Here is a 23,620-nt window from a genome sequence, read left to right on the forward strand (position 1 = left end):
GTCTTGCTCAGCAGCCAGAACTCGTCCTCGCCGGCCGGCACGCAGACGGGCGGCGGATGGTCGCGCCAGCCGGGCAGCAGGGCGTCCAGCGGGCCGGGCTCGATCACCGCGCCGGAAAGGATCTGCGCGCCGATGGTGGAAGCCTTCTCGATCACGCACACCGTGGTGTCGGGCTTCAGCTGCTTCAGGCGGATCGCGAACGACAGTCCGGCCGGCCCGGCGCCGACCACGACGACGTCGTATTCCATGGTTTCGCGTTCGCTCATCGCGGACTCCGGCAGGTTGTGCGGGCGATCGCGGCCGTGGCCGGCGCGACGCATCGAATGCGCTATTGTCCGTTTTCGGGCCTTGCGCGGCAAACCGCTTGCCCGAACTTGCGCAAACCGCGCCGGTGATGGCGATAATCCGCCAACCGCACCAAGGGAATGCCGATGAGTTCGCTGCCGCCGATCACCGACCTGGACCTGCGCCGAGCCACCGTATGCCAGTTGCTGCACTGGATGGCCGCCGGGCGCACCCATCCGCAGGCGCTGGCGGAGGCCTACGTGGAGGCGATCGAGCGCATCAACCCGCAGCTCAACGCCTACGTGGGCCTGAGCCCCGGGCTGCTGCAGGAGCAGGCGCGCACGGCCGAGCACCGGCGCCGCGATGGCGTGATCGGCCGGCTCGACGGCATCCCGGTGGCGATCAAGGACAACCTCGACATCGCCGGTTGGCTCACCCGCGCCGGCCTGCCGGGGCGCGAACAGCCGGCAGTGGACGACGCCCACGTGGTGGCCCGCCTGCGTGCCTCGGGGGCGGTGCTGGTGGGCAAGACCAACATGGACGAAGGCGCGCTGGGCGCAGTCACCGACAACCCGCACTTCGGCCCCACCCACAACCCGTGGAAGCCGGGCTACACCGCCGGCGGTTCCTCCGGCGGTTCCGCGGCGGCCATCGCCGCGGGCCTTGCGGCGGCGGCGGTGGGCTCGGACAGCCTGGGCTCCATCCGCATCCCCGCCAGCTATTGCGGCGTGTATGCGCTCAAGCCCACCCACGGCGAGATTTCCGCGCGCGGCCTGGTGCCGGCGGCGCGCCGGCTGGATGCGGTGGGCCTGATCGCGCGCAGCGTGGCCGACCTCACCGTGCTGTTGCAGGTGCTGGCCGGCTACGACGCCGACGATGCGCGCTCGCGCCGCCGCCGGGTGGCGTTTGCGCCGCCCGACTGGGAGCCGGGCAAGCTGCGCACCGGCCTGTTGGGGGACCTGGCCGCCCTGGGCGTGGAGCCCGAGGTGGCGGCGCTGTTCGAATCGGCGGTGGCCCAGCTGGCGCATGCGCTGGGCGAACAACGCACGGTGGATTTCGCCGACTGGGACTTCGCGCGCACCCGCCGCGCCGGCCTGCTGCTGATGGAAGCGGAAATGCTCGGCACCTTCGCCGACGACCTAGCCGACGAGGCGCGCCCGGTCTCCCCGCGTTTCCGCGAATTGCTGGGCTATGCCGGGCGCAAGAGCGCGGCCGACTACGCGAAGGCCGACCGCGTGCTCGACGCGGCCACGCTGAAGATGCGCCGGCTGTTCTCGCAGATCGACGTGCTGGTGCTGCCCACCACGCCACAGGGCGCGTTCCCGCTGGGCGGCCCGGTGCCGGACAACCAGGCCGACCTCACCAGTTTCGCCAGCCTCGCCGGTTGTCCCGCGGTGAGCATCCCGATGGGCACCTTGTCGAACGGGCTGCCGGTGGGCCTGCAACTGGTGGGCGCACGCGGCTCGGATCTGCGCCTGCTGGAGCTGGCCGCAGTGTGCGCGGCAACGCTGGATGCCGATCCGGTCTATCCGGCGATGGTCTGAGGAGGGGCGAACAACGAGTTTTTGGCCGTCGTTCCAGGACCGGCACGAGGCGCTTCACGGCGGCGCAGCCGGTTATCCAGAGCCTTCCATGCCTTTGCGCGTCATCCCGGCGAATGCCTGGATCCAGCGTCTTCACGCTATCGAACATCAAGGCACCGGATAACCGGCTGCGCCGCCGTGAAGCGCCTTCGGCTTTGCCGGGATGACGGGCAAAAGCGGGGGCGTCGCCAAGACATATATGCCGCGTCCGGGCGAGACGGGCCGGCCTGGTTATTTCGGCCGTGGGCAGGGGACGCGTAACATCCCGGGTTCAGCGCCGCGCGCTTGCGCGGGCACGGCTAGTCGGTCACGGTCCAAGCATGAGCAAAAACATGGCGCAGGCGCCTTCCCACCTCGACGAACTCGAGGCGGAGAGCATCCACATCTTCCGCGAAGTGGCGGCCAGCTTCCGCCGGCCGGTGATGCTGTATTCCATCGGCAAGGATTCCTCGGTGCTGCTGCACCTGCTGCGCAAGGCGTTCTTCCCCGCACAGCCGCCGTTCCCGCTGCTGCACGTGGACACCACCTGGAAGTTCCGCGAGATGATCGCCCTGCGCGACCAGGTCGCCGCGCAGGGCGACGTCGAGGTGCTGGTGCACGTCAACGAGGACGGCGTGCGCCAGGGCATTTCCCCGCTCACCCACGGCGCCACCGTGCACACCGACGTCATGAAGACGCAAGGGCTGAAGCAGGCGCTGGACAAGTACCAGTTCGACGTGGCGATCGGCGGCGCCCGCCGCGACGAGGAGAAGTCGCGTGCCAAGGAGCGCGTGTTCTCGTTCCGCAACGCGCAGCACCGCTGGGACCCCAAGCACCAGCGCCCCGAGTTCTGGCACACCTACAACACCAACATCCGCAAGGGCGAGAGCGTGCGCGTGTTCCCGCTCTCCAACTGGACCGAGATGGACGTGTGGCAGTACATCCGCCGCGAGGACATCCCGGTGGTGCCGCTGTACTTCGCCAAACCGCGCCCGGTGGTGGCGCGCGACGGCGCGCTGATCATGGTGGACGACCAGCGCTTCATCCTGCGCGAAGGCGAAACGGTGGAGACGCGCATGGTGCGCTTCCGCACCCTGGGCTGCTACCCGCTCACCGGCGCGGTGGAGTCCACCGCCGCCACGCTGGACGAGATCATCCGGGAGATGGCCGAGTCGCGCAGTTCCGAACGCCAGGGCCGGGTGATCGACCACGACCCCACCGCCTCGATGGAGCGCAAGAAGCAGGAGGGCTATTTCTGATGGCCGCCAACGCCAACAGCACCGGCCAGGGTCTCCTGCGCTTCATCACCTGCGGCAGCGTGGACGACGGCAAGAGCACCTTGCTCGGCCGCCTACTCTATGACGCCGGCATGGTGCCGGAGGACCAGCTCGCCGCGCTCAAGCGCGACAGCCAGCGCCTGCACGCGGATGCGGGCGAGGCGCTGGACTTCGCCCTGCTCACCGACGGCCTTGACGCCGAGCGCGAGCAGGGCATCACCATCGACGTGGCCTACCGCTATTTCCATACCGCGCGCTGCCACTTCATCGTGGCCGACTGCCCGGGGCACGAGCAGTACACCCGCAACATGGCCACCGGCGCCTCCAACGCCGAGCTGGCGGTGGTGCTGGTGGATGCGCGCAAGGGCCTGCTGCCGCAGACGCGCCGGCACTCCTACATATGCAGCCTGCTCGGCATCCGCCAGGTGGTGCTGGCGGTCAACAAGATGGACCTGGTGGGCTGCGACGAGCGCGTCTACCGGGAGATCGCCGACGCCTATCGTACGCTGGCGCAGGCGCTGGGCATCGCGAAGGTCGATTGCCTGCCGGTGATCGCGCCGGGCGGCGACAACGTGGGCGCGCGCTCCGCGCGCCTGCCGTGGTACCAGGGGCCGACCCTGCTGGAACTGCTGGAAGCGGCCGACGCCACGCCCGCGCGCGCGGCCGATTTCCGCATGCCGGTGCAATGGGTGAACCGGCCCGACCAGAACTTCCGCGGCTACGCCGGCACGATCTGCGGCGGCCGCGTGGCCACCGGCGACGAGGTGGTGGTGCAGCCCGGCGTGCAGCGCGCACGCATCGAGCGCATCGTCACTGCCGATGGCGATCTGCAGAGCGCCGGCGAAGGCCAGGCGGTGACGCTGTGCCTGGACCGCGAGCTCGACGCCAGCCGCGGCGACGTGATCGCCGACGCGCTGCGCCCGGCGCCGGTGGCCGACCAGTTCGCCTGCCATGTGGTGTGGCTGGGCGATAACGCGCTGCTGCCCAACCGCACCTACTGGCTGAAGATCGGCGCGCGCACGGTGAATGCGCGGGTGATGGCGATCAAGCACAAGGTGGACGTCAACACGCAGGCGAAGCTGGCCGCGCGCCATCTCTCGCTCAACGAGGTGGGCTACTGCACCGTGGGCCTGGACGAGGCGATCGCGTTCGAGTCCTATGCCGCCAACCGCACGCTCGGCGGCTTCATCCTGATCGACCGCCAGACCAACGCCACCGTGGCCTGCGGCATGCTGGACTTCGCGCTGAAGCGCTCCGCCAACGTGCACTGGCAGCACGTGGACGTGGACAAGGCGGTGCGCGGCGCCGTGTTGGGGCAGCGGCCGCTGTGCCTGTGGTTCACCGGCCTGTCGGGCGCCGGCAAGTCCACCATCGCCAACCTGGTGGAGAAGCGCCTGCACGCGCTCGGCCACCACACCTACCTGCTGGACGGCGACAACATCCGCCACGGCATCAACAAGGACCTGGGCTTCACGCCCGAGGACCGCGTCGAGAACATCCGCCGCATCGGCGAGGTGGCGCACCTGATGGTGGACGCGGGCCTGATCGTGCTGGTCAGCGCGATCTCGCCCTACCGCAGCGAGCGCGACTCGGTGCGCGAACTGTTCGACGCGGGCGAATTCATCGAGGTGTTCGTCGACACGCCGCTGGCCGAATGCGAGCAGCGCGACCCCAAGGGCCTGTACCGCAAGGCGCGCGCCGGCGAGATCCGCAACTTCACCGGCATCGACGCGCCCTACGAGGCGCCCGAGGCGCCCGAGGTGCACCTGCACACGGCTGGCGAACGCGCCGAGCGGCTGGCCGAGCAGATGACCGAACAACTGCTGGGGCGCATCGCCACGCCGGGCGGCGACGGCGCAGCCTGAGCGATGGACGCGACGGCAGGCTGGCAACGCGTCGCCTTGCCGGGTGCCGACGTGGCGCTGTGGCCGCACTGGCTGGAGCCGGGCGAGGCGGATGCGCTGTTCGCCGAGCTGCGGCAGGCGGTCGCCTGGGAAACCCACCGCATCCGCCTGTTCGGCCGCGAGATCGATTCGCCGCGGCTGAGCTGCTGGATCGGCGATCCCGGTGCCGGCTACACCTATTCGGGTACCCGCTTCGAGCCGCGGCCATGGCCGGCCGCGCTGGCCGCGTTGCGCGCGCGGCTGGAACAGGCCTGCGCCGCGCGCTTCAACAGCGTGCTGGCCAACCTGTATCGCGACGGCGACGATGCGATGGGCTGGCACAGCGACGACGAGCCGGAGCTGGGCGCCCGGCCGGTGATCGCCTCGCTGAGCCTGGGCGCGGAGCGGCGTTTCCGTTTCCGCCGCCGCCGGGCACGCGGCGAGCCGGCGCAGCCCGGCGACACCGTCGAGCTGGTGCTGCCGCACGGCAGCCTGCTGCGCATGGCCGGCGCCACCCAGCACCTGTACCGGCACGCGTTGCCCCGCGTGCGCGGCCTGGCCGCGCCCCGCGTCAACCTCACGTTTCGCCGCACCGATCCGTCGGCGCGCTGAGCGCCTTGCTTGGAAAGGGGGGCGAGGGCAGGGGATAATGCCCGTCTCACTTACCCGCAAGGCGCCCCGCGATGACCGAGAAGACCGTACTCAACGCCACCCATCGCGCGCTCGGCGCACGCATGGTCGACTTCGGCGGCTGGGACATGCCGATCAACTACGGCTCGCAGATCGAGGAACACCACGCGGTGCGCCGCGACGCCGGCATGTTCGACGTCTCGCACATGACCGTGGTCGACCTGCACGGCGCGCGCACCCGGGACTTCCTGCGCCACCTGCTGGCGAACAGCGTGGACAAGCTCAAGGCGCACGGCAAGGCGCTGTATTCCTGCATGCTCAACGAGCAGGGCGGGGTGATCGACGACCTGATCGTGTATTTCCTCGGCGACGAGTTCTATCGCCTGGTGGTGAACGCGGCCACCCGCGCCAAGGACCTGGCCTGGATCGAAAAGCAGGCCGCCGCGTTCGGCGTGGAAGTGAAGGAGCGTCCCGAGTTCGCGATGATCGCGGTGCAGGGCCCGAATGCCCGCGCCAAGGTGCTCGGCCTGCTGCACGAGGTGGATCGCGCGCGCATCGAGAAGCTGGGCAAGTTCGCCGCCGCCGCCGCTCAGGGCCCGCACGGCATGCCGCTGTTCGTGGCACGCACCGGCTACACCGGCGAGGACGGTTTCGAGATCGTCGTGCCGGGCGAGCACGCCGTGGCCTTGTGGGAGGCGCTGGCCGCCGCCGGCGTGCACCCGGCCGGCCTGGGCGCGCGCGACACGCTGCGCCTCGAGGCCGGCATGAACCTCTACGGCCAGGACATGGACGAGGCCGTCTCGCCGTGGGAGGCCAACCTCGGCTGGACCATCGCGCTGGACGCGGGCCGCGACTTCATCGGCCGCGCCGCGCTGGAAAAGCAGAAGGCCGCAGGCGTGAAGCGCGTGATGGTGGGCCTGGTGCTGGACGACAAGGGCGTGCTGCGCCACGGCCAGAAGGTGCTCACCGCGAACGGCGAGGGCGAAATCCTCTCCGGCAGCTTCGCGCCCACGCTGGAAAAGGCGGTGGCGTTCGCGCGCATCCCGGCCGGCGAACCCGGCGCGGTGCGGGTGGACATCCGCGGCCGCGAATTGCCGGTGCGCCTGGTGAAGTACCCGTTCGTGCGCGACGGCAAGGCCTGCGAAGGCATCTGAGGCCGCACCCCGGACATCCCCCGGCGGCTATGGATAGAATGGCCGCCTGTTTCCCGACCCAAACTGGAACCCGACCATGAGCGAGATTCCCGGCGATCTGAAGTTCAACAAATCCCACGAATGGGCCCGCGTCGAGGACGGCGGCCTGGTGCGCGTGGGCATCTCCGACCACGCCCAGGCCCAGCTCGGCGACCTGGTCTACGTCGAGCTGCCGGAAATCGGCTCCAGCGTGCAGGCCGGCAACGCCGCTGCCGTGGTGGAGTCGGTGAAGGCCGCCTCGGACATCTACTCGCCGGTGTCCGGCGAGGTGGTCGAGGTCAACGAGACGCTCGCCGACAAGCCCGAGACGATCAACGAAGACGCCTACGGCGACGGCTGGATCTTCACCGTGCGCATCAGCGACCGTGCCGAGCTGGACCAGCTTCTGGACGCCAGCGCCTACGAGGAACTGGTCGAGAACGAAGACCACTGAGCATCCCCGCTGCAGTGCGATAGACGACGGCCGCCGCGTGCGGCCGTCGTCGTTTCCGTTCCCCGCTGCCGCGCGGCGACATGGCAAATGGACGGCTATTTGAATCGCGTTCCGGGCCGGATGGCGCGTCGCGGACGGGTGATTCCGCTCCCCGCCGCCGCCGCGCGCGAGGCGCCGACGGGGTGCGTTCGCCGCCCTTGCCGGTGCCGAAACGCCCCGGCGGCGACCCGCGCGCGAAAAATTCGGTCGCGTCCCGTTCATCTGCCGGGAACGCCGCAGGGACGGTCGTCGGGCGCATGCGCGTGCATGGCGATCGCGCGTCGGAGATTCCTCGCGATGGCACGCGCGCATAGCACGAAACCCCTTGTTTCATGCGCTTTCCATGAATGGATGTGTCATTTCGTGCAATTTTCGTTTGGATGTCCATACGTCCAAACGAGAAAAACGGAAGCGTCCGGCTTCCGCCGCCATTCGCGCGGTCGGCGCTTGCCTGTTGTCGAAACGGATTGATTCTTCGGCCAAAATCCATTGACAGCCGAAATCTTACGGAATAGCTTTCGCCCAAGTTCATGGGGAACTGCAACATGGTGACACCGAAATACATCAAGCCTTACGTTGAGCACGGTGAGAAGGCGAATGCGGTACGCAAGATCACCGTTTCGATTCCGCTCCACGTTTTGCGAACGCTGTCCGACCTGCGCACCGAGCGTCAGGTGAAAAATTTGAGGCACGCCACCAACAGCGATTTGCTGGTCGAGGCGTTCCTCCACGCTTTTACTGGGCAACCACTGCCAACCGATGAGGAGCTAAGACGAACCATGGCCACTGCCAAGAAATCCGCTGCAAAGAAACCGGCTGCCAAGAAGGCCGCCAAGAAGACCACCGCGAAGAAGACCGCCGCCAAGAAGCCGGCCGTCAAGAAGGCTGCCGCGAAGAAGGCCGTCCGCAAGCCGGCGGCGAAGAAGGCTGCCGCCAAGAAGCCGGCGGCTGCGAAGAAGACCACGGCCAAGAAGGTCGCCAAGAAGCCGGCGAAGAAGGCTGCCGCCAAGAAGCCCGCCGCCGCCAAGGTGGTGAAGGCCGTCAAGACCAGCAAGACCAGCAAGACCTCCAAGAAGTAAGCACCACAACAACACGCGTCATCGACTTGCCTCCCCGCGGTGCCCAGCGCGGGGAGGTCGATTCGGAAACTTCGTCCCGGCCTTGCCGGGACGTTTCGTTTGCGGAACCGGAAACCGGCGCCGCCGGGCGACTCCCGTGCCAGCCTCCAGTCGTGAAGGATTTGTCTTTGCCGTGCCGCGGCGCAGGACGCCGCGGGCGGAAATCCATGCGATTTGCCCGTGCGTTGCAATGCGGTTACCTTTCACACATCCGCGCCGCGATGCAGTCAGGGGACTCGTCGCTCCTGGATAGACAGGGGGAAAAAGCGCGGGTATCTGTCGACACTCGGTGAGAGACCAATGGATACCCGATACACATCTATCGCGCGCCATCGCGTGCGCGGGGCCGTCCGGCCCGTTGCCATCGCCATCGTTGCCATCATCGCCGCGCTTGCCGCCGCGGCGTGGCTGCTGATCGTCCGGCCGTACCAGCAGCAGATGCGGCTGGATGCCGGCGGCGCGCCCGCGGTGTCCGCCGCGGCGAAGGCGCCGACCCAGGCCGCGCCCGCCAACGTGCAGGCGATGGACGTCAACCAGTTGCTCGCCGAGGCCAGCAAGGCCCTCAAGGAGCAGCGCCTGCTGGCGCCGGCCGGCAACAACGCGTTCGAGTTCTATCTGCGCGTGCTGGCCAAGCAGCCGGACAATCCGGTGGCGACCAGCGCCTTGCGCGAGACCTTCCCGTACGCGGCCTCGGATGCCGAGCAGGTGGTCAATTCACGCGACCTCAACGAGGCGCAGCGCGAGATCGAACTGCTGGCCAAGGCCGATCCGACGAACTACACCTTGACCATCCTGCGTTCCAAGCTCGATGCCCAGCGCAAGCTGGCCAGCCAGCAGCAACAGCAGGCGCAGGACCAGGAGAAGGCCGCGCAGTTGGCTGCGCAGAGGGCCGCCACCGAGAAGCAGGAGGCCGCGAAGCAGGCCGAACAGCAGCAGGCGCAGCTGGCGGCCGAGCAGGCCAAGGCGAAGCAGCAGCGGCTGGAGCAGCAGCAACAGGCGGCCGCCCAGGAGAAGGCGCAGCCTGTCGCCGCTCCGGTCGCCAGCGCCGAGACCGCCGATGCGGTGCTGCTGAAGGCGGCGAATCCGAGCTATCCCACCGCGGCCCTGCGCGCCGGCCAGGCCGGCTGGGTGGTGGTCGGTTTCACGGTCACGGCGGAAGGCCGCACCTCGGACGTGCATGTGGTCGACGCCCAGCCGCGCCACGTGTTCGATCGTTCCGCCATCGAGGCGGTGAGCCGCTACCGCTTCAAGCCGGCGATGCGCGACGGCGTCGCGGTGGAAAGCACCAAGCAGCAGAAGATCGAGTTCAGCACCGGGCGCTGACGCGCCCGGGGCCCGCACCAGCGAAGACGGCGCATGCATGGCATGCGCCGTCTTCGTCTGGCGGATCTGCGGTGCGAACGATCAGCGGCGATGGTGGCGCGCGCGCGCCTTGCGCGCCGGCTTCTTCCTGACCGGCGCCGCCTCGACGGGCGCCGGGCTTTCCACGCCCGCCCAGTCCACGTGCGGCAGGCCGAGCAGGCCGTCGAACACCATCGGCATCAGGCCGCTGGGCATCGGCCCGGTGGAGTTCCACAGGGTGACCACGCCGGCGTGGTACTTCGGGAAGAAGCCGATCATGGTGCGGTAACCGGCCACGGCGCCCGCGTGGTAGATCAGCGTTTCGCCGCCGTAGGTGTAGACGCGCCAGCCCATCGCGTACTGGGCCGCGCTCAGCCGCGCGCGGCGCCACGGCGTGGCGCGCAGTTCGGTCGGGGTCGCCACGGCCGGTGCGTGCAGCACGTCGAGCAGCGAGGTAGGCAGCACGTCCTGGCGACCGCCCATCTGCGCGATCAGCCATTTCTCCATGTCGCGGATGCTGGCGTTGACGCCGGCCGCCGGCGCCAGGCGGTAATAGGTCTCGGTGGGCTCGAACGGAATCCAGCTGTGGCCGCTGCCGGGGCGGTGCGGGCGCGCCCAGCTCTTGCTGGATTCCAGCCCGGAGCGCCCGTAGTTTGCGGTCTCCATGTCCAGCGGATGGAAGATACGCTGGTCCACGAGGCGGTCGAAGAAGTTGCCGGTGCGCGCGAACAGCACGTCGCCGATCATGCTGAAGGCCACGTTCTGGTAGCCGTAGCACTGACCGGCGGGGCAGGTGTTGTCCACCTCGTCCAGCTTGCGCACCAGCTCCTGGTAGGAGATGTCGCCTTCGAGCAGGTTGTCGTAGGTGTTGTGCGGCAGGCCCAGGCGCTGGCCGAGGATGTCGGCCACGGTGGCCTGGTCGGCGGACTGCATGTCCTTGAGCTTGAAGTAGGGCAGCACGTCGACCAGCTTCATGTCCCAGCGCAGCTTGCCGCTGTCCACCATCACCCCGGTGACGGCGGTGGCGAACGCCTTGGAGAGCGAGGCCAGCCGGAAGACGGTGTCGGGCGTGATCGGCGTCTGCTTGCTCGCATCCGCAAAGCCCAGGGTGTGCTCGAACACCACCTTGTCGTCGATCACCACCGCCGTGGCCATGCCGGCGACGCCGTGGCGCGCGTCGAGTTCGTCTAGCCAGCGCCGGTAATCCGCGAGCGTGGCCTTCACGCGCGCCTGCGGAAGTTCCTCCGCCACCACGTGCGCGCTGGCCGGCGGCAACGTTCCGGTCTGGCTGGCCGGCGCGGCGTGGAGGCCGGTGCAGTTCAGGCCGAGGGTGCAGGCAAGGGCGAGGGGGAGGTATCGGAGTTGCATGTTCTTCGCAAGGCCCTCGGGAGGCGCGATATGCCGATGGACGGGCCGCAGGCGGTGCGGCTGGCCGCGTGAAGGCACCGATTCTCCGGCACTTTGCGCGGAGGAACAACGCGACCGCATGCGGGCGGATTCGTTCGATGCCGTCGCGGTCCACCGGGGGCGCGGCATGTGGCCGCATGTTAGCCTTGCAGCCCCCCGGGCCTTGCCCGAGCTGGATGTCCGCGTGAGCCCGATCCGTGCCGCAGCGACCCGTGAGGGCGCCCAACCCGCGTTGTCCGCGCTGGCGTTCTTCTTCGTGCTCACCGCGTACTACATCGTGCGGCCGGTGCGCGACCAGTTGAGCGGCGCGGTGGGTTCGTCGCAGCTGCCGCTGTTCTACGGCGCCACGTTCGTGGCGATGCTGCTGTTGACGCCGGTGTTCGGCGCGATGGTGGCGCGTTTCCCGCGCCGGCGCCTGCTGGGCTGGAGCTACTGTTTCTTCATCGCCTGCCTGTTCGCGTTCGTGCCGGCCTTCATGGCGCAGGCGCAGATCGGCGCCCGCGTGCTGGGCGCGGTGTTCTTCGTCTGGGTCAGCGTGTTCAACCTGTTCGTGGTGTCGCTGTTCTGGAGCTTCATGGCCGACATCTTCGACAGCGGGCAGGCGCGGCGCACGTTTCCGCTGATCGCGCTGGGCGGCATGGCCGGCGCGGTATTCGGCCCCGTGGTGACCAGCCTGCTCGTGGGCCTGCTCGGCGTGGCGCCGCTGCTGGTGGTCTCGGCGCTGATGCTGAGCATGGCGCTGCTGCTGTTGCTGCGCCTGTCCGAATACCGCGGCAGCGGACACGCACACCGCGAGGAGGCGATCGGCGGCTCGCTGTGGGCCGGCGTGCGCGAGCTGTGGTCGCAGCCGTTCCTGCGCTACATGGCGATACTGATGGTGCTGGGCGACGGCATCGGCACGCTGGCCTACGCGCTGGTGGCGGACTACGCCAAGGCCCATTTCGCCGCCAGCGCGGAACGCACCGCGTTCTACGCCCACCTGGACCTGGCGGTGAACACTCTGGGCGCCGTGCTGCAGCTCACCCTGACGCGCTGGCTGCTGGTCCGTCGCGGCGCCGGCTGGGGACTGGTGCTGCCCGCGATGGTCAACGTGGCGCTGCTGTTGATGGTGACGGTGGGCGGGCACGCCACGCTGTCGGTGCTGGGCGCCGCGGTCACGCCGCTGGTGGCGGTGATGATGGTGATGACGCGCGGCTTCGCCTACGGCATGACCAAGCCGGCGGTGGATGCGCTGTACACCCGGGTGTCGCGCGAGACGCGCTACAAGGGCAAGAACTTCGTCGAGACCGCGGTGTGGCGCTTCGGCGACCTGCTGGTCACCAGCGGCGTCAGCGGCCTGGGCAAGCTGGGCGTGGGCGTGGCTGGCATGGCGCTGCTCGGCGCCGTGATCTCCAGCGCATCGGTATGGGTGGCGCATCGGGCCGGGCATTCGCCCGACCTGCTGCCGGAGGAGCCCGACGCTACGCCCGAGCAGGCCGGGGCGAAGCGCCCAGGCTGAGCCTCAGCCCGTGATGTAGCGCTCCAGGTGCTCGATCTGCTCGGCCTGAGCGTCGATCACCGCCTTCACGAGATCGCCCGTCGAGATGATGCCCACCACCTTGCCGCCTTCGAGCACCGGCAGATGGCGCACGCGGCTGTCGGTGCACAGGCGCATGCAGTCCAGCACGTCGGTCTGCAGCCCCACGGTGAGCGGGTCGCCGCGCATGATCTCGGCCACCGGGGTCTGCGCCGAGGAGCGCCCCTGCAGGATCACGTTGCGCGCGTAGTCGCGTTCGGACACCACGCCCAGCAGTTGCTCGCCGCGCATCACCAGCAGCGCGCCGATGCGGTGCTCGGCCATCAGCTTGATCGCTTCCAGCACCGGCGCATCCGGCGCGATGCTGTAGATCCTGCCACCCTTGCCTTCCAGCAGATGCCTGACCTGACGCATGCCTGGACCTCCGGTTGAACCCGTGGATGAGGGCCATGCCAGTCTAGCGCCGCTGCTCGCGCCGGGTACAGCGGGGGCGTGCGGCGCGTGGAAAAACGGGAGGCTGCAGCGTTGGCGCGCCAGGTATTCGCGATCGGGGCGATTGCAAAAAGCCCGCGCTCAGCGGCGGTCGCCGAGATAGGACGGGCCGCCGAGCTGGCGCATCTGCCGCTCGATCCAGTCCGCGCGGCGCTGCACGTAGGCGCTGGGGCGATCCGCATGCAGGCGGCGCGGGCTGGGCAGCACCGCGGCCAGCCGGGCCGCCTGCGCGGGCGAGAGGCGGGACGGCGGCTGGCGGAAATACATCTCGCTGGCCGCGCCCACGCCGTAGATGCCGTCGCCCAGCTCGGCGATGTTCATGTACACCTCGAGGATGCGCCGCTTCGGCCAGGTGAGTTCGAGCAGTACCGTGAAATACGCCTCCAGCCCCTTGCGCACGAAGCTGCGTCCGTTCCACAGGAACAGATTCTTCGCGGTCTGCTGGCTGATCGTGCTGGCGCCGCGCAGGCGCGCGCCGTCGTCGGCTGCGTCGATCGCCTCGTGGATGGAGTCGAAGTCGAAGCCGTGGTGGTAGGGAAACTTCTGGTCCTCGCCCGCGACCATCGCCAGCGGCACCCAGGGCGACACCTGCGACCACGGTACCCAGTGCTGGCGCAGGCGGAAGTCGCGCTCGCCATGCACCCACGCGCCGACGCGGCGCTCCAGCATCACCGCCGAGGTGACGGGCGGCACGAAGCGCAACAGCAGCACCGCCAGCCAGGTGAGCAGCAGCCACGCGAGTGCGGCGAGCGCGAGCCAGCGCAGCAGGCGGCGGGGCAGGGAACGACGCGGCATGGCGGGGCGGAGAAGGGGCACGGCGGCAGTATAGAGTGGGGCCATTGAGGCGAGGCCAGGCGCCCCCATCTGGCTGGATTGGCTTGCGAGGTGATGGCGTGGAAACCGTACTGGTCGAAGATGTGCTGCACCGCTTCCTGCTCGAACGCGCCGGCGTGCGCGGCGCGCTGGTGCGGCTGGGTCCGGCGTGGCGCGAGGTGGCCGGCCGCGCGGACTATCCGCCTGCCGTGCGCGAGCTGCTGGGCGAGGCGCTGGCGGCGAGCGCGCTGCTGACCGCCAACATCAAGCTGGACGGCGAGCTTTCGGTACAACTGAAGAGTTCCGGGGCCCTGCGCCTGCTGTTCGCCGAATGCACCGACCAGGGCCGCCTGCGCGGACTTGCGCGCTGGGAGTCGCCGTTGCCGCAGCCGCTGTCGCTCGCGGAACTGCCGCAGGCAGTGATGGCGATCACCATCGGCAACGTGGAGCGCGGCCAGCGTTACCAGGGACTGGTGGAACTGCGCGAAACGCACCTGGCCGGCGTGCTGGAAAACTACTTCGCACAGTCCGAGCAGCTGCCTGCACGCCTCGTGCTGGCCGCCGACGGCGAGCACGCCGTTGGCCTGATGCTGCAGAAGCTGCCGGGCGAAGGCGGCCACAGCGCGGTGGAGGACGAGGATGCGTGGACGCGCGTCATGCACCTCACCGCCACGCTGGGCGCGGCGGAAATGCTGGCCACCACACCGGAGCAGTTGCTGTACCGCCTGTACCACGAGGAGTCCGTGCGCCTGTTCGAGCCGCGCCCGCTGGCGTTCGGCTGCAGCTGCAGCCGCGAGCGCGTGGCGGCGATGCTGCGTTCGCTGGGGCGCGACGAGGTGGAGGCGACGCTGGACGAGCAGGACGGCCGCATCGAGGTGCATTGCGAGTTCTGCGCGCAGCGTTACGAGTTCGACCGGGTCGACGCGGAGCACCTGCTGCGCGATGCGGCGGCGACGGGCGCCCCGGGCACGTCTCAGTAGCCCGCTTCCTCGCCCGCCAGCGCGTGCTCGGGGCGCAGCCAGTGGCCGCCGGTCTGCGGGTGCGCGAACAGGAAGCCCTGGCCGTAGCGGCAACCCACGTCCAGCAACGCCTGCCGTTGCGCGTCGTGCTCGATGCCCTCGGCGATCACCTGCATGCCCAGCGAATCGGCCAGCACCTGGATCGCGCGTATCACCGCCGTGCCGTGCCCCTTCTGTTCGTCCCCCAGCCCGGTGACGAAGGAACGGTCGACCTTCAGCGTGTCGAACGGGTACTGGTGCAGGTAGCTCAGCGAGGAGTAGCCGGTGCCGAAGTCGTCGAGCACGATGCCCACGCCCTGGTTGCGCAGGTTCAGCAGCATCTGCTTCACCTGGGTGGGATTGTCGAGCAGGGTGCGCTCGGTGACCTCGATGCGGATGCTGGACGGCGGCACGCGGTGCTTCTCCAGCAGCACCAGCAGGCGGGCGTCGAAATCGGCGTAGCGGAAATGCAGGCCGGAGACGTTGATGCTCACGGTGCCCTTGTCGCCGACCAGCTGCGGGATCTGGGCGCAGACCTGTTCGAAGATCAGCCAGTCGATCGCCTCGGCGCAGCCGGTTTCCTCCGCGATCAGCAGGAAGTCCTGCGGCAGCAGCAGGCCGCGCTCGGGGTGGTTCCAGCGCAGCAGCGCCTCGTAGCCCGCCACGCGGCCGTCGACCAGCGAGACGATGGGCTGGTAGAACGGCACGAACTCGCGGCGGGTCAGCGCGTGGCGCAGGTCGCTTTCCATGCGCAGCAGCGACAGCGCCTCGCGGCGCAGGCGGTCGTCGAACAGCGAGGCGCGATGGCGGCCGCCGTCCTTGGCGTGGTACATCGCCGAGTCCGCGTCGCGCAGCAGTTCTTCCGGCTGCTGGTAGTGCGGCCCGGACATCGCGATGCCGATGGAGGCGGAGGTGAAGATCTCGCGCGCGCCCAGCCGGAACGGCGTCTGCAATTCGTTCAGGACGTGCTCGGCGCTGCGCTGCGCGGCGCCGACGTCGGGCACGTGCTCCAGCAGCACGGCGAATTCGTCGCCGCCGAGCCGCGCCACCACGTCGCGGGTCTTCACGCAGGCGCGGATGCGGCCGCCGACCTGGAACAGCAGGTCGTCGCCGACCAGGTGGCCCACCGAGTCGTTGATCACCTTGAAGCGGTCGAGGTCGATGAACAGCACCGCGAACTGTTCCTCCGGGTTCGCGCGGTAGCGCTGCATGGCCTGCTCCAGCCGCTGCAGCAGCAGGGTGCGGTTGGGCAGCCCGGTGAGCGAGTCGTGCAAGGTCTCGTACTTCAGCCGGCGCTCGATGCGCTCGCGCTCGGCGATCTGCTCGCGCAGGTCGCGGTTCGCCAGGCCCAGCGCGCGGGTGCGTTCCACCACGCGGCGTTCCAGGCCGGCGTAGGCCTGCTTGAGCGTGGCGTCGGCATGCTTGCGCTGCAGCGCGTTCGCGACGTGGTAGCTGACGAAGGTGAGCAGTTCCTGGTCGCGCTCGGTATAGGTGTGCTCGGGAGAATAGCTCTGCACCGCCAGTACCCCGCGCACCTTCTCGCCCCAGATCAGCGGCACGCCCAGCCAGCACACCGAGCGCGAGCCGAAGCGGGTGATCTCGCCGCTGGCGAACAGGCGGTCTATCGTCGCCGCGTCGGCCAGCAGCGGCCGGCCGCTGCGCTGCACGTATTCGGTGGCGCCGTTGCCGTGGCTGCGGGGCGGGCGATCGCTGTCCACCTCGTCCACCGAGTAGGGGAAGCTGATCTGCTGGTTCTCCTCGTCGCTGAGCGCGATGTAGAGGTTGCGCGCGTACAGCAGGCCGCCGATCACGCGGTGCACGGCGGGGTAGAAATCCTCCAGGCTGTCGGTGGTGCTGGCCAGTTCGGCGATGCGGAACAGCGACGCCTGCAGCCGCTCGCCGCGCTGGCGCTGCAGTACCTGCTGGCGCAGCACGCGGTTCGCCTCGCGCAGCGCGGTGGTGCGGTCGGCGACCCGGCGCTCCAGTTCCACGTGGGCGTTGTGCCGCTCGATCGCGGTCTGCACGTGCTGCGCCACGTAACTCAGCAGGTCGAGATCGTGCCGGGTATAGCGCACGTTGGCGCGGTAGCTCTGCACCACGATGCAGCCGACCACCTGCCCGGTGCGGAACAGCGGCACGCCGATGCAGTGCTCGCAACGCGGGCCGTGCAGCTGGAATTGCCCGTCGAGCTGCTGGGTGATCTCGTCGGTGGCGCCGAACAGCGGGCGCCCGTGGCGGAGCAGGTTCCAGGTGATGCCGTGCAGCAGCTCGTGCAGCGGCACGTTGCGCTCGGGGGAGGGCGGGTCGGTGTCGAGCGTGTCGACGTAATACGGGAAGCGCACGCTGTCGCTGGCGGGGTCGTACAGCGCGATGTAGAAGTTCTCCGCATACATCAGGCTGCTGACGATGGTGTGCAGCGAACGCATCAGCGCGGACATGTCGTGCTCGGCGCTGGCGTGTTCGGCGATCGCATAGAGCGCGCGCTGCAGCCGTTCGGCCAGCGCCAGTCGCGAGATCGCCTCGTACAGGCGGCTGGATTCGGCAAGTTGGCGCAGGCGGGTGTCGACGAGCCGGCCCAGCCAGGCAAGCTGCCCGCGGGCGGTCTCGCCGATCGGTTCGGCGCGGCTGAGGGTGAGTACGTGCTGGTGCTGGGTATCTTCCGCCAGGTCGAACCGCCGGCCCGCGTCCTCCGCCGGGTCGTGGTCCAGGGGACGCCAGTGCAGGTGGCCGCTGATCCCGAGGTCCCGCAACACGTGTTCGCAGATCTCCAGCACGCTCGCGCTGTCGTGCACCTTCAGCAGCCGTTCGATCGCCGCGGGCACGACGGGTACGCCTGGCGGGGTGTCCGCCGGCGAGGGCGCGAGTGCGGGGTGCGGGGTGGGAGCTGCGTTCATGAAAAGCGGAACCCGGGTATCGGGACGGAGTGTGACGCCTCTTATATCCTGCGGGTCGGTACCGCCGCCAGCAGGAACCTGCCCGGGCCGCGGCTGGTCTATCGAGACGACGGTCACGATACGCCATTCATTACTGTACCGAGGGCTTGTATTGGTGTTAGTTAAATGTAAAATGCGGTATACTTCTGCCGCCCAATCCGGCTGATACCCACGGGAACGGAACTGCCTGCCATGCGTCGCCTGCTTGCTCCACTGCTGCTGTGCCTGCTGCCGTTCGCGGCGGCCGGTCAGACCGTGGACGATGCGAACGGCAAGCTGGCCGCGCAGTTGCTGAAGCAGCCGCCGGCGCAGGTCGCCGAGGTGAAGCCGGGGCTGGTGGTGCCGCTGTGGCGCGGCACGGACGGCCGCCTGTTCGCGCTCAAGGCCGATAGCCGCAACGGCGCCGCGGCCCAGCGCGACACGCCGCTGTCCTTCCATGCCGTCGATGCGTCCACCGTGACGAGTGCGGGACTGCAGTACGGCCTCGCGCCGAACTGGCAGGCGCATGCCGACGTCAACCAGCACTCCTGGGTCAACAGCCCGCTGCGGGTGGTCGGCAGCGAGGTGGGCGCCACGTACAACGACGGCCGCTACAGCCTGGGCCTGAGCGTGGGCACCAGCAGCACGCCGAACACTCCCAGCCTGCCGCGGGTGTTGCCCGGCGTCGCTCCGGGCGTGGATGGCCTGTCCGGTTTCGACAGCAGTTCCGAACTCAACGCGCGCGGCCGCCTGGCGCTGGGCAGCAAGAGCGGCATCGACGTGGGCGCCAGCGTGGGACGCATCCATCTGCTGCCGGGCAACCTGCTGGGCATCAGCACGCTGGACCAGAAGGCGGTCAGCTTCGGCGTCGACCATGGCCCCGTCAGCGGCACCATCGTGGGCCGCACCATGGCGCCGCTGGCCGGCGTGCCGGGCAACGGCTACGCCCCGGATCGCCGCTGGAACAGCATCGACCTGGGCGTGACCTGGCGCCTGCCGTGGCAGGGCTCGCTGAGCGTGGGTGCGCAGAACCTGTGGTCGTCGGGTACGCCCGCCAGCACCCCGATGGGGCCCGAGCCGGACCAGTCGCGCACGCCTTACGTGCAATACCACCAGGACCTCTGAGTCCGCTCGCATCCGTGAAAACGCCGTCGCACAGCGACGGCGTTTTCGTTTGCGGCGACGGAAGCGGGGGCGCGGCTCAGTGCGTGGTGCGGATGCGCAGGTCGCCGCTGAAGGTCTCGACGTTGATCGAGCCGTTGCCGTTGCCGAGGCGCCCGTCGAACTTGCTGCCCGGGCCGTGCTCGGATTTCTGCGTGGTGCCGAAGTCGCTGCGCAGGTCGCCGCTGAAGCTGCTGGCGTGCACGGTGGCGGAGCTGCCGGCGGGCAGTTGCAGCTGCACGTTGCCGCTCATGCTGTCGACGCCGATCCGGCCGTTCGACGCGAGGCCGCCGGCGAGCTGCACGTCGCCAGATACCGTGCTCAGCGTGAGCTGGCGCCAGGGGCCGCCGCTGGCCTGGATGCGGCCGGAGATGGTCTGCAGTTTCGCCTGCTCGCCCAGCACCGGCGCCAGGATGTCGCCGCTCACCGTCTGCAGGTCCGCCTGGGCGGCATGCCCGGCCAGTTCGATGTTGCCGCTGACGCTCTCGACGTCCAGCACGGGCGTGCGCGTGTTGATGCGGGCGCGGCCGCTCACCGTGCCGACCTTGATGCGGCCGCCGTCCATGCCGTCGATCACCAGCGGCGCGCTGATCACCTGCACGTCCAGCGTGGCGGCACGCGGCACGTGCAGGTCCAGCTGGGTGGCGCCCATGCGGTTGTTGCTGCCCCAGCTGAACATGCCGCCGCCGCCCTGCGGTTGCACCTTGATCGAGAGGTCGTCGTCGCTGCCGGTGATCGCCAGCGGCTTGGCGCCGTCGCCGAGCTGGCCGCCCACCTGCACCATCGGCCTGTCCCAGGCGGTGATGCGGACTTCGCCGGAGATGTTGCTGACGGTGATGCGCGCGGTGGGCGTGGCCGCGTGCTGCAGGTCGATCGGCGTGTCGGCAAGCGCCTGGCCCATGTACAGGCACAGCAGCAGCGGGGCGTAGCGGGAGATCTTCATGGTCGTTCCTGGCATGGTTCAGCCGGCCTCGTGGCCGAGATGGCGCAGTTGCGCCTGTTGCTGTTCGGTGCGCGCCAGCAGGCGCTGCAGCGAGGGCGAGTGGGGAGCTTGCTGCATGGCCTGCTCCAGTTCCAGGCGCGCCGCGCCCAGCTCGATCGCCGCGCCGCTGAGGCGCGGGTCGGACGGGTTCCAGGCCGCGTTCGCCAGCGTGGGCGTATCGCCTGCCGCGGCAGGCGCCTGATGCTGCAGGTGCAGGCCGATGCCGCCGGCCAGCGCGAATGCGGCGGTCAGCGCGGCGGCCACCAGCCAGCGGCGGCGCGTCGCGTGGCGCAGCGGTTGCGGCGATGCCGTGCCGGCGTCGCGCTGCTCCAGGGCCAGCTCGATGGCGCCCCAGAGATCGCGCTGCGGGGCGATCGGCTGACGCAGCCTGCGCATCTGCTGTCGCCATTCGAATTCGTTCATGGTGTATCTCCCAACGCGCGGCGCAACAGTTGCCGCGCTCGATGCAATTGCGCCTTCGATGTGCCTACCGCCATTTCCAGTTCGTTGCCGATTTCCTCATGGCGCCAGCCCTCGACGTCGTGCAGCACCAGCACGGCGCGGGCGCGCGGCGGCAGCTTGCCGATCGCCCGTTCCAGCTCTTCGCGCTCGGCGGCGCAGAACGGCGTCTCGCCGTGGTCGGGCAAGTGGTCTTCGTCCATGAAGCCGACCGGGTCCGCGCGGCGGGCGCGGATTTCCATCAGCGCCACGTTGATCGCCAGCCGGTACAGCCAGGTGCCGAACGCGCTTTCGTGGCGGAAGCCGGGCAGCTTTTGCCAGGCGCGCACGAACGCTTCCTGGGTGAGGTCCTCGGCGCGGGCGTGGTCGTAGCCGGCCAGGCGGCATACCGCGCCGTGGATGCGGTCGGCGTGCCGGCGGTACAGCCGCTGGAACGCCAGGCGGTCGCCGCCGGCCGCCGCGCGCGCGTCGTCGGTGTCGTTGTCGGCGGCAGCGGAAGCTGGCGGCATCGAGGGGTCGGTGGCTGGACAGGCAGCGATCATCTTGCCAGCTTGGATGCCGCCGGGAGCGTCAGGGTTTGCATCGCCGCGGCCGGAATGGTCCGCGGCGATGCCGGGGCGCTCAGCCCGCGGCCGCCTGGAGCGGCGGGGGATTCAGCGCGGCCGCCACGCGCTGCTGCTCGGCGTGCAGGGCCGGCGGCAGGCGCGGCGCGTAGCCTTCGAGGTACTCGCCGATCGCGGCGATCTCGGCCTGCCAGCCGGCCGGGTCCACCGCGAGCAGTTCGTCCAGCGCGGCGCGGCCCAGGTCCAGGCCGTCGAGTCGCAGTTCGCCGGCGCCGGGCAGGATGCCTACCGGCGTTTCCCGGCCGGGGACCGTGCCCTGCGCTCGGGCGATCATCCACTCCAGCACGCGCAGGTTTTCGCCGTAGCCAGGCCACAGGAACCGGCCGTTCCCGTCCTTGCGGAACCAGTTGACGTGGAAGACCTTGGGCAGCTTCGCGCCGGGGCGGTCGAAGGACAGCCAGTGCCGGAAGTAGTCGCCGTAGTGGTAGCCGCAGAAGGGCTTCATCGCCATCGGGTCGCGGCGCAGCACGCCCACCGCGCCGGTGGCCGCGGCGGTGGTTTCCGAGCCCATCGCGGCGCCCATCAGCACGCCGTGCGTCCAGTTGCGGGCTTCCATCACCAGCGGCAGCAGTGAGGGACGGCGGCCGCCGAACACGATCGCGGTGATCGGCACGCCTTGCGCGTCCTCGGCCTTCTCCGACCACGTGGGGCATTGCCGGGCGCTCACGGTGAAGCGCGAGTTGGGATGCGCGGCCGGGCCGTTGGCCGGGTCGCAGGGGCGCCCCTGCCAGTCGGTGACCGGCGTGCCGGGCAGGCCTTCCCACCACGGCTGGTTGTCGGCGGTGACGGCGACGTTGGTGAAGATGGTGTCGTGCGAGATGCTCGCGAGCGCGTTCGGGTTGGTGTCGCCGCTGGTGCCCGGGGCCACGCCGAAGAAGCCGGCCTCCGGGTTGATCGCGTAGAGGCGGCCGTCCGCGCCCGGGCGCATCCAGCAGATGTCGTCGCCCACCGTCCACACCTTCCAGCCGTCCTGGCGGTAGCCCTCGGGCGGGATCAGCATGGCGAGGTTGGTCTTGCCGCAGGCGGAGGGGAACGCAGCGGCGATGTAGTGCGTCTCGCCCTGCGGGTTCTCGATGCCCACGATCAGCATGTGCTCGGCCAGCCAGCCCTCGTCGCGGGCCTGGTTGCTGGCGATGCGCAGGGCGTGGCATTTCTTGCCCAGCAGCGCGTTGCCGCCGTAGCCGGAGCCGTAGGACTTGATCGTGCGTTCGGCCGGGAAGTGCATGATGAAGCGGCGTTCCGGGTCGAGCTCGCCGGTGGAGTGCAGGCCGCGCACGAAATCGCCTTCGCGCTCGATGCGCTCGCGCGCCGCGTCGCCCATGCGGGTCATGATCTTCATGTTCGCGACCACGTAGGGGTTGTCGGTGATCTCCACGCCGCAGCGCGACAGCGGCGAGGCGATCGGGCCCATGCAGTACGGGATCACGTACATGGTGCGGCCTTCCATGCAGCCGTCGAACAGCGCGTCCATCTTCGCGTGCGCCGCGGCCGGGTCCATCCAGTGGTTGTTCGGGCCGGCGTCGATCTCGTCCGGGTGGCAGACCAGGGTGAGGTGTTCCACGCGCGCCACGTCGGACGGGTGGGAGCGGTGCAGATAGCAGCCGGGGTGCGTCTGCTGGTTCAGTTCGACCAGGGTGCCGTCGGCCAGCATGTCCCCCAGCAGCGCCTGGTATTCGGCCTCCGAGCCGTCGCACCAGTGGATCTTCGCGGGGCGGACCAGCGCCGCCACCTCGTCGACCCAGCGTTCGAGCGCTTCCAACGTGCTTGCCATCGTGTCCTCACTGGTCTTGGCGAAAAGAAGTGCGGGGACCGTAGTTTGCGCATACTGGCATTGCAAGGTTGCCTGCAGCAGGCAGGCATGGAAAACGGCGCCGCGGCGCCGTTTCGAAGCTGGTGCGGGGGAAGGGTCAGGCCGGAATCAGGGTGGCGATCATGTGTTCCACGTAGGCGTCGAATTCCTCGTGGTTGATGCGCGGCAGGCCCAGGGTGAAGTTCAGCTGCAGGAAGCCGACGTAGGCGGCGTAGGTGAGGCGGGCCCGGTTCAGCGCCTCGCCCGGCGGCAGGCCGGCCTCGCGGTAGGCGGTGTTCAGGAACTCGGTGCGCCGCTGCGACACGCGCGCCATCACCGGCACCACCAGCGGGTGGTCCAGCGCCTTCAGTAGGGCGGCGTAGACGCGGTGCGGCTGCACTTCGTGCGCGGCGCGGCGGAACAGCTCGGGCAGGCGTTGATGCGGATCGGCGATCTGCTCGATCTGGCCCAGCACCTCGCGTTCGCCGTATTGCTCCCAGCGTTCCAGCGCCGCCTGCAACAGCGCTTCGCGGGTACGGAAATGCCAGTAGAAGCTGCCCTTGGTGACGCCCAACTGGCGGGCCAGGGCTTCGACGGCCAAGGCTCCCACCCCTTGCTCTGCGATCATCTGCAGCGCGGCGACTTCCCAATCTTCCGCGGTGAGGCGGGTGCGTTCCGGTTTCTGGCTTGGATCCATGGCCGTATGG

Annotated in this window: 21 protein-coding genes; 11 read left to right on the forward strand and 10 right to left on the reverse strand. The window is 69.5% G+C overall.

The genetic code is table 11. The features are described 5' to 3' along the window. Nucleotides 1–266: NAD(P)-binding protein (locus PCA_RS17485; RefSeq protein WP_255436616.1), on the reverse strand; the 266-nt coding region annotated here is incomplete at its 3' end. 165 nt (nucleotides 267–431) lie between these two features. Here PCA_RS17485 and PCA_RS02945 point away from each other — a divergent pair. From PCA_RS02945 to PCA_RS02980, 8 genes are all read left to right on the forward strand, one after another. After that, on the forward strand, nucleotides 432–1,829 hold the full coding sequence (locus PCA_RS02945) for an amidase (RefSeq protein ID WP_181300791.1): 1,398 nt from the start codon (nucleotides 432–434) through the stop codon (nucleotides 1,827–1,829). Between the two features lie 359 nt (nucleotides 1,830–2,188). Continuing rightward, on the forward strand, nucleotides 2,189–3,106 hold the full coding sequence (gene cysD, locus PCA_RS02950; protein ID WP_219918486.1) for a sulfate adenylyltransferase subunit CysD: 918 nt from the start codon (nucleotides 2,189–2,191) through the stop codon (nucleotides 3,104–3,106). Further along, nucleotides 3,106–4,989: an adenylyl-sulfate kinase gene (gene cysC / locus PCA_RS02955; RefSeq protein WP_181300793.1), complete on the forward strand. Its 1,884-nt coding sequence runs from the start codon at nucleotides 3,106–3,108 to the stop codon at nucleotides 4,987–4,989. The genes cysD and cysC overlap by 1 nt, the downstream gene beginning before the upstream one ends. Before the next feature lie 3 nt (nucleotides 4,990–4,992). Beyond that, nucleotides 4,993–5,619, forward strand: a complete 627-nt coding sequence (locus tag PCA_RS02960; RefSeq protein ID WP_181300795.1) for an alpha-ketoglutarate-dependent dioxygenase AlkB — start codon at nucleotides 4,993–4,995, stop codon at nucleotides 5,617–5,619. Between the two features lie 71 nt (nucleotides 5,620–5,690). Continuing rightward, the gene (gene gcvT, locus PCA_RS02965) at nucleotides 5,691–6,791 is read left to right on the forward strand and encodes a glycine cleavage system aminomethyltransferase GcvT (protein WP_181300796.1); all 1,101 of its coding nucleotides are present in this window, start codon (nucleotides 5,691–5,693) and stop codon (nucleotides 6,789–6,791) included. 76 nt (nucleotides 6,792–6,867) lie between these two features. Further along, the gene (gene gcvH / locus PCA_RS02970) at nucleotides 6,868–7,263 is read left to right on the forward strand and encodes a glycine cleavage system protein GcvH (RefSeq protein WP_181300799.1); all 396 of its coding nucleotides are present in this window, start codon (nucleotides 6,868–6,870) and stop codon (nucleotides 7,261–7,263) included. A gap of 584 nt (nucleotides 7,264–7,847) precedes the next feature. Then, the gene (gene metJ, locus PCA_RS02975) at nucleotides 7,848–8,381 is read left to right on the forward strand and encodes a met regulon transcriptional regulator MetJ (RefSeq protein WP_181300801.1); all 534 of its coding nucleotides are present in this window, start codon (nucleotides 7,848–7,850) and stop codon (nucleotides 8,379–8,381) included. Nucleotides 8,382–8,720: 339 nt separating this feature from the next. Further along, complete coding sequence (locus PCA_RS02980) at nucleotides 8,721–9,743, forward strand: energy transducer TonB (RefSeq protein ID WP_181300803.1); 1,023 nt, start codon at nucleotides 8,721–8,723, stop codon at nucleotides 9,741–9,743. 81 nt (nucleotides 9,744–9,824) lie between these two features. Here the strand turns inward: PCA_RS02980 and PCA_RS02985 are convergent, their stop codons facing one another. After that, a complete protein-coding gene (locus PCA_RS02985; protein WP_181300805.1) occupies nucleotides 9,825–11,129 on the reverse strand; it encodes a serine hydrolase domain-containing protein in 1,305 nt (434 codons plus the stop codon). A gap of 223 nt (nucleotides 11,130–11,352) precedes the next feature. On the opposite strand from PCA_RS02985, the gene PCA_RS02990 reads away from it, so the two are divergent. Continuing rightward, nucleotides 11,353–12,666, forward strand: a complete 1,314-nt coding sequence (locus PCA_RS02990) for an MFS transporter (RefSeq protein ID WP_343204398.1) — start codon at nucleotides 11,353–11,355, stop codon at nucleotides 12,664–12,666. A 3-nt stretch (nucleotides 12,667–12,669) separates the two neighbouring features. Here PCA_RS02990 and PCA_RS02995 read toward each other — a convergent pair whose 3' ends face one another. Both PCA_RS02995 and mtgA read right to left on the reverse strand, forming a co-directional pair. Continuing rightward, on the reverse strand, nucleotides 12,670–13,098 hold the full coding sequence (locus tag PCA_RS02995; RefSeq protein WP_181300809.1) for a CBS domain-containing protein: 429 nt from the start codon (nucleotides 13,096–13,098) through the stop codon (nucleotides 12,670–12,672). Between the two features lie 159 nt (nucleotides 13,099–13,257). Continuing rightward, the gene (mtgA, locus tag PCA_RS03000) at nucleotides 13,258–13,971 is read right to left on the reverse strand and encodes a monofunctional biosynthetic peptidoglycan transglycosylase (protein WP_181300811.1); all 714 of its coding nucleotides are present in this window, start codon (nucleotides 13,969–13,971) and stop codon (nucleotides 13,258–13,260) included. Between the two features lie 98 nt (nucleotides 13,972–14,069). Here mtgA and hslO point away from each other — a divergent pair, with 98 nt between their 5' ends. Next, complete coding sequence (hslO, locus tag PCA_RS03005; protein WP_181300813.1) at nucleotides 14,070–14,969, forward strand: Hsp33 family molecular chaperone HslO; 900 nt, start codon at nucleotides 14,070–14,072, stop codon at nucleotides 14,967–14,969. On the opposite strand, the gene PCA_RS03010 is transcribed toward hslO, so the two are convergent. Beyond that, nucleotides 14,963–17,881 (reverse strand): EAL domain-containing protein, encoded by a 2,919-nt coding sequence (locus PCA_RS03010; protein WP_181300815.1) that lies wholly within the window; start codon nucleotides 17,879–17,881, stop codon nucleotides 14,963–14,965. The two genes, hslO and PCA_RS03010, sit on opposite strands and share 7 nt — an antisense overlap. 231 nt (nucleotides 17,882–18,112) lie before the next feature. On the opposite strand from PCA_RS03010, the gene PCA_RS03015 reads away from it, so the two are divergent. After that, nucleotides 18,113–19,024: a hypothetical protein gene (locus PCA_RS03015; RefSeq protein ID WP_181300817.1), complete on the forward strand. Its 912-nt coding sequence runs from the start codon at nucleotides 18,113–18,115 to the stop codon at nucleotides 19,022–19,024. Between the two features lie 76 nt (nucleotides 19,025–19,100). Here PCA_RS03015 and PCA_RS03020 read toward each other — a convergent pair whose 3' ends face one another. From PCA_RS03020 to PCA_RS03040, 5 genes are all read right to left on the reverse strand, one after another. Next, nucleotides 19,101–20,003, reverse strand: a complete 903-nt coding sequence (locus PCA_RS03020; RefSeq protein WP_181300819.1) for a DUF4097 family beta strand repeat-containing protein — start codon at nucleotides 20,001–20,003, stop codon at nucleotides 19,101–19,103. Between the two features lie 18 nt (nucleotides 20,004–20,021). Next, nucleotides 20,022–20,465 carry a hypothetical protein gene (locus PCA_RS03025; protein WP_181300821.1) on the reverse strand — a complete coding sequence of 148 codons (444 nt, stop codon included), beginning with the start codon at nucleotides 20,463–20,465 and terminating at the stop codon, nucleotides 20,022–20,024. Continuing rightward, nucleotides 20,462–21,010 (reverse strand): sigma-70 family RNA polymerase sigma factor, encoded by a 549-nt coding sequence (locus PCA_RS03030; RefSeq protein WP_181300823.1) that lies wholly within the window; start codon nucleotides 21,008–21,010, stop codon nucleotides 20,462–20,464. Before PCA_RS03030 ends, PCA_RS03025 begins: the two co-directional genes overlap by 4 nt. A gap of 112 nt (nucleotides 21,011–21,122) precedes the next feature. Next, a complete protein-coding gene (locus PCA_RS03035) occupies nucleotides 21,123–22,961 on the reverse strand; it encodes a phosphoenolpyruvate carboxykinase (GTP) (protein ID WP_255436617.1) in 1,839 nt (612 codons plus the stop codon). Between the two features lie 70 nt (nucleotides 22,962–23,031). Beyond that, nucleotides 23,032–23,610 (reverse strand): TetR/AcrR family transcriptional regulator, encoded by a 579-nt coding sequence (locus tag PCA_RS03040; RefSeq protein ID WP_181300827.1) that lies wholly within the window; start codon nucleotides 23,608–23,610, stop codon nucleotides 23,032–23,034. Between the last annotated feature and the right edge of the window lie 10 nt (nucleotides 23,611–23,620).

It is taken from the genome of Rhodanobacter sp. PCA2 (assembly GCF_013620825.1).
In the GTDB taxonomy this organism is placed as follows: domain Bacteria; phylum Pseudomonadota; class Gammaproteobacteria; order Xanthomonadales; family Rhodanobacteraceae; genus Rhodanobacter_A.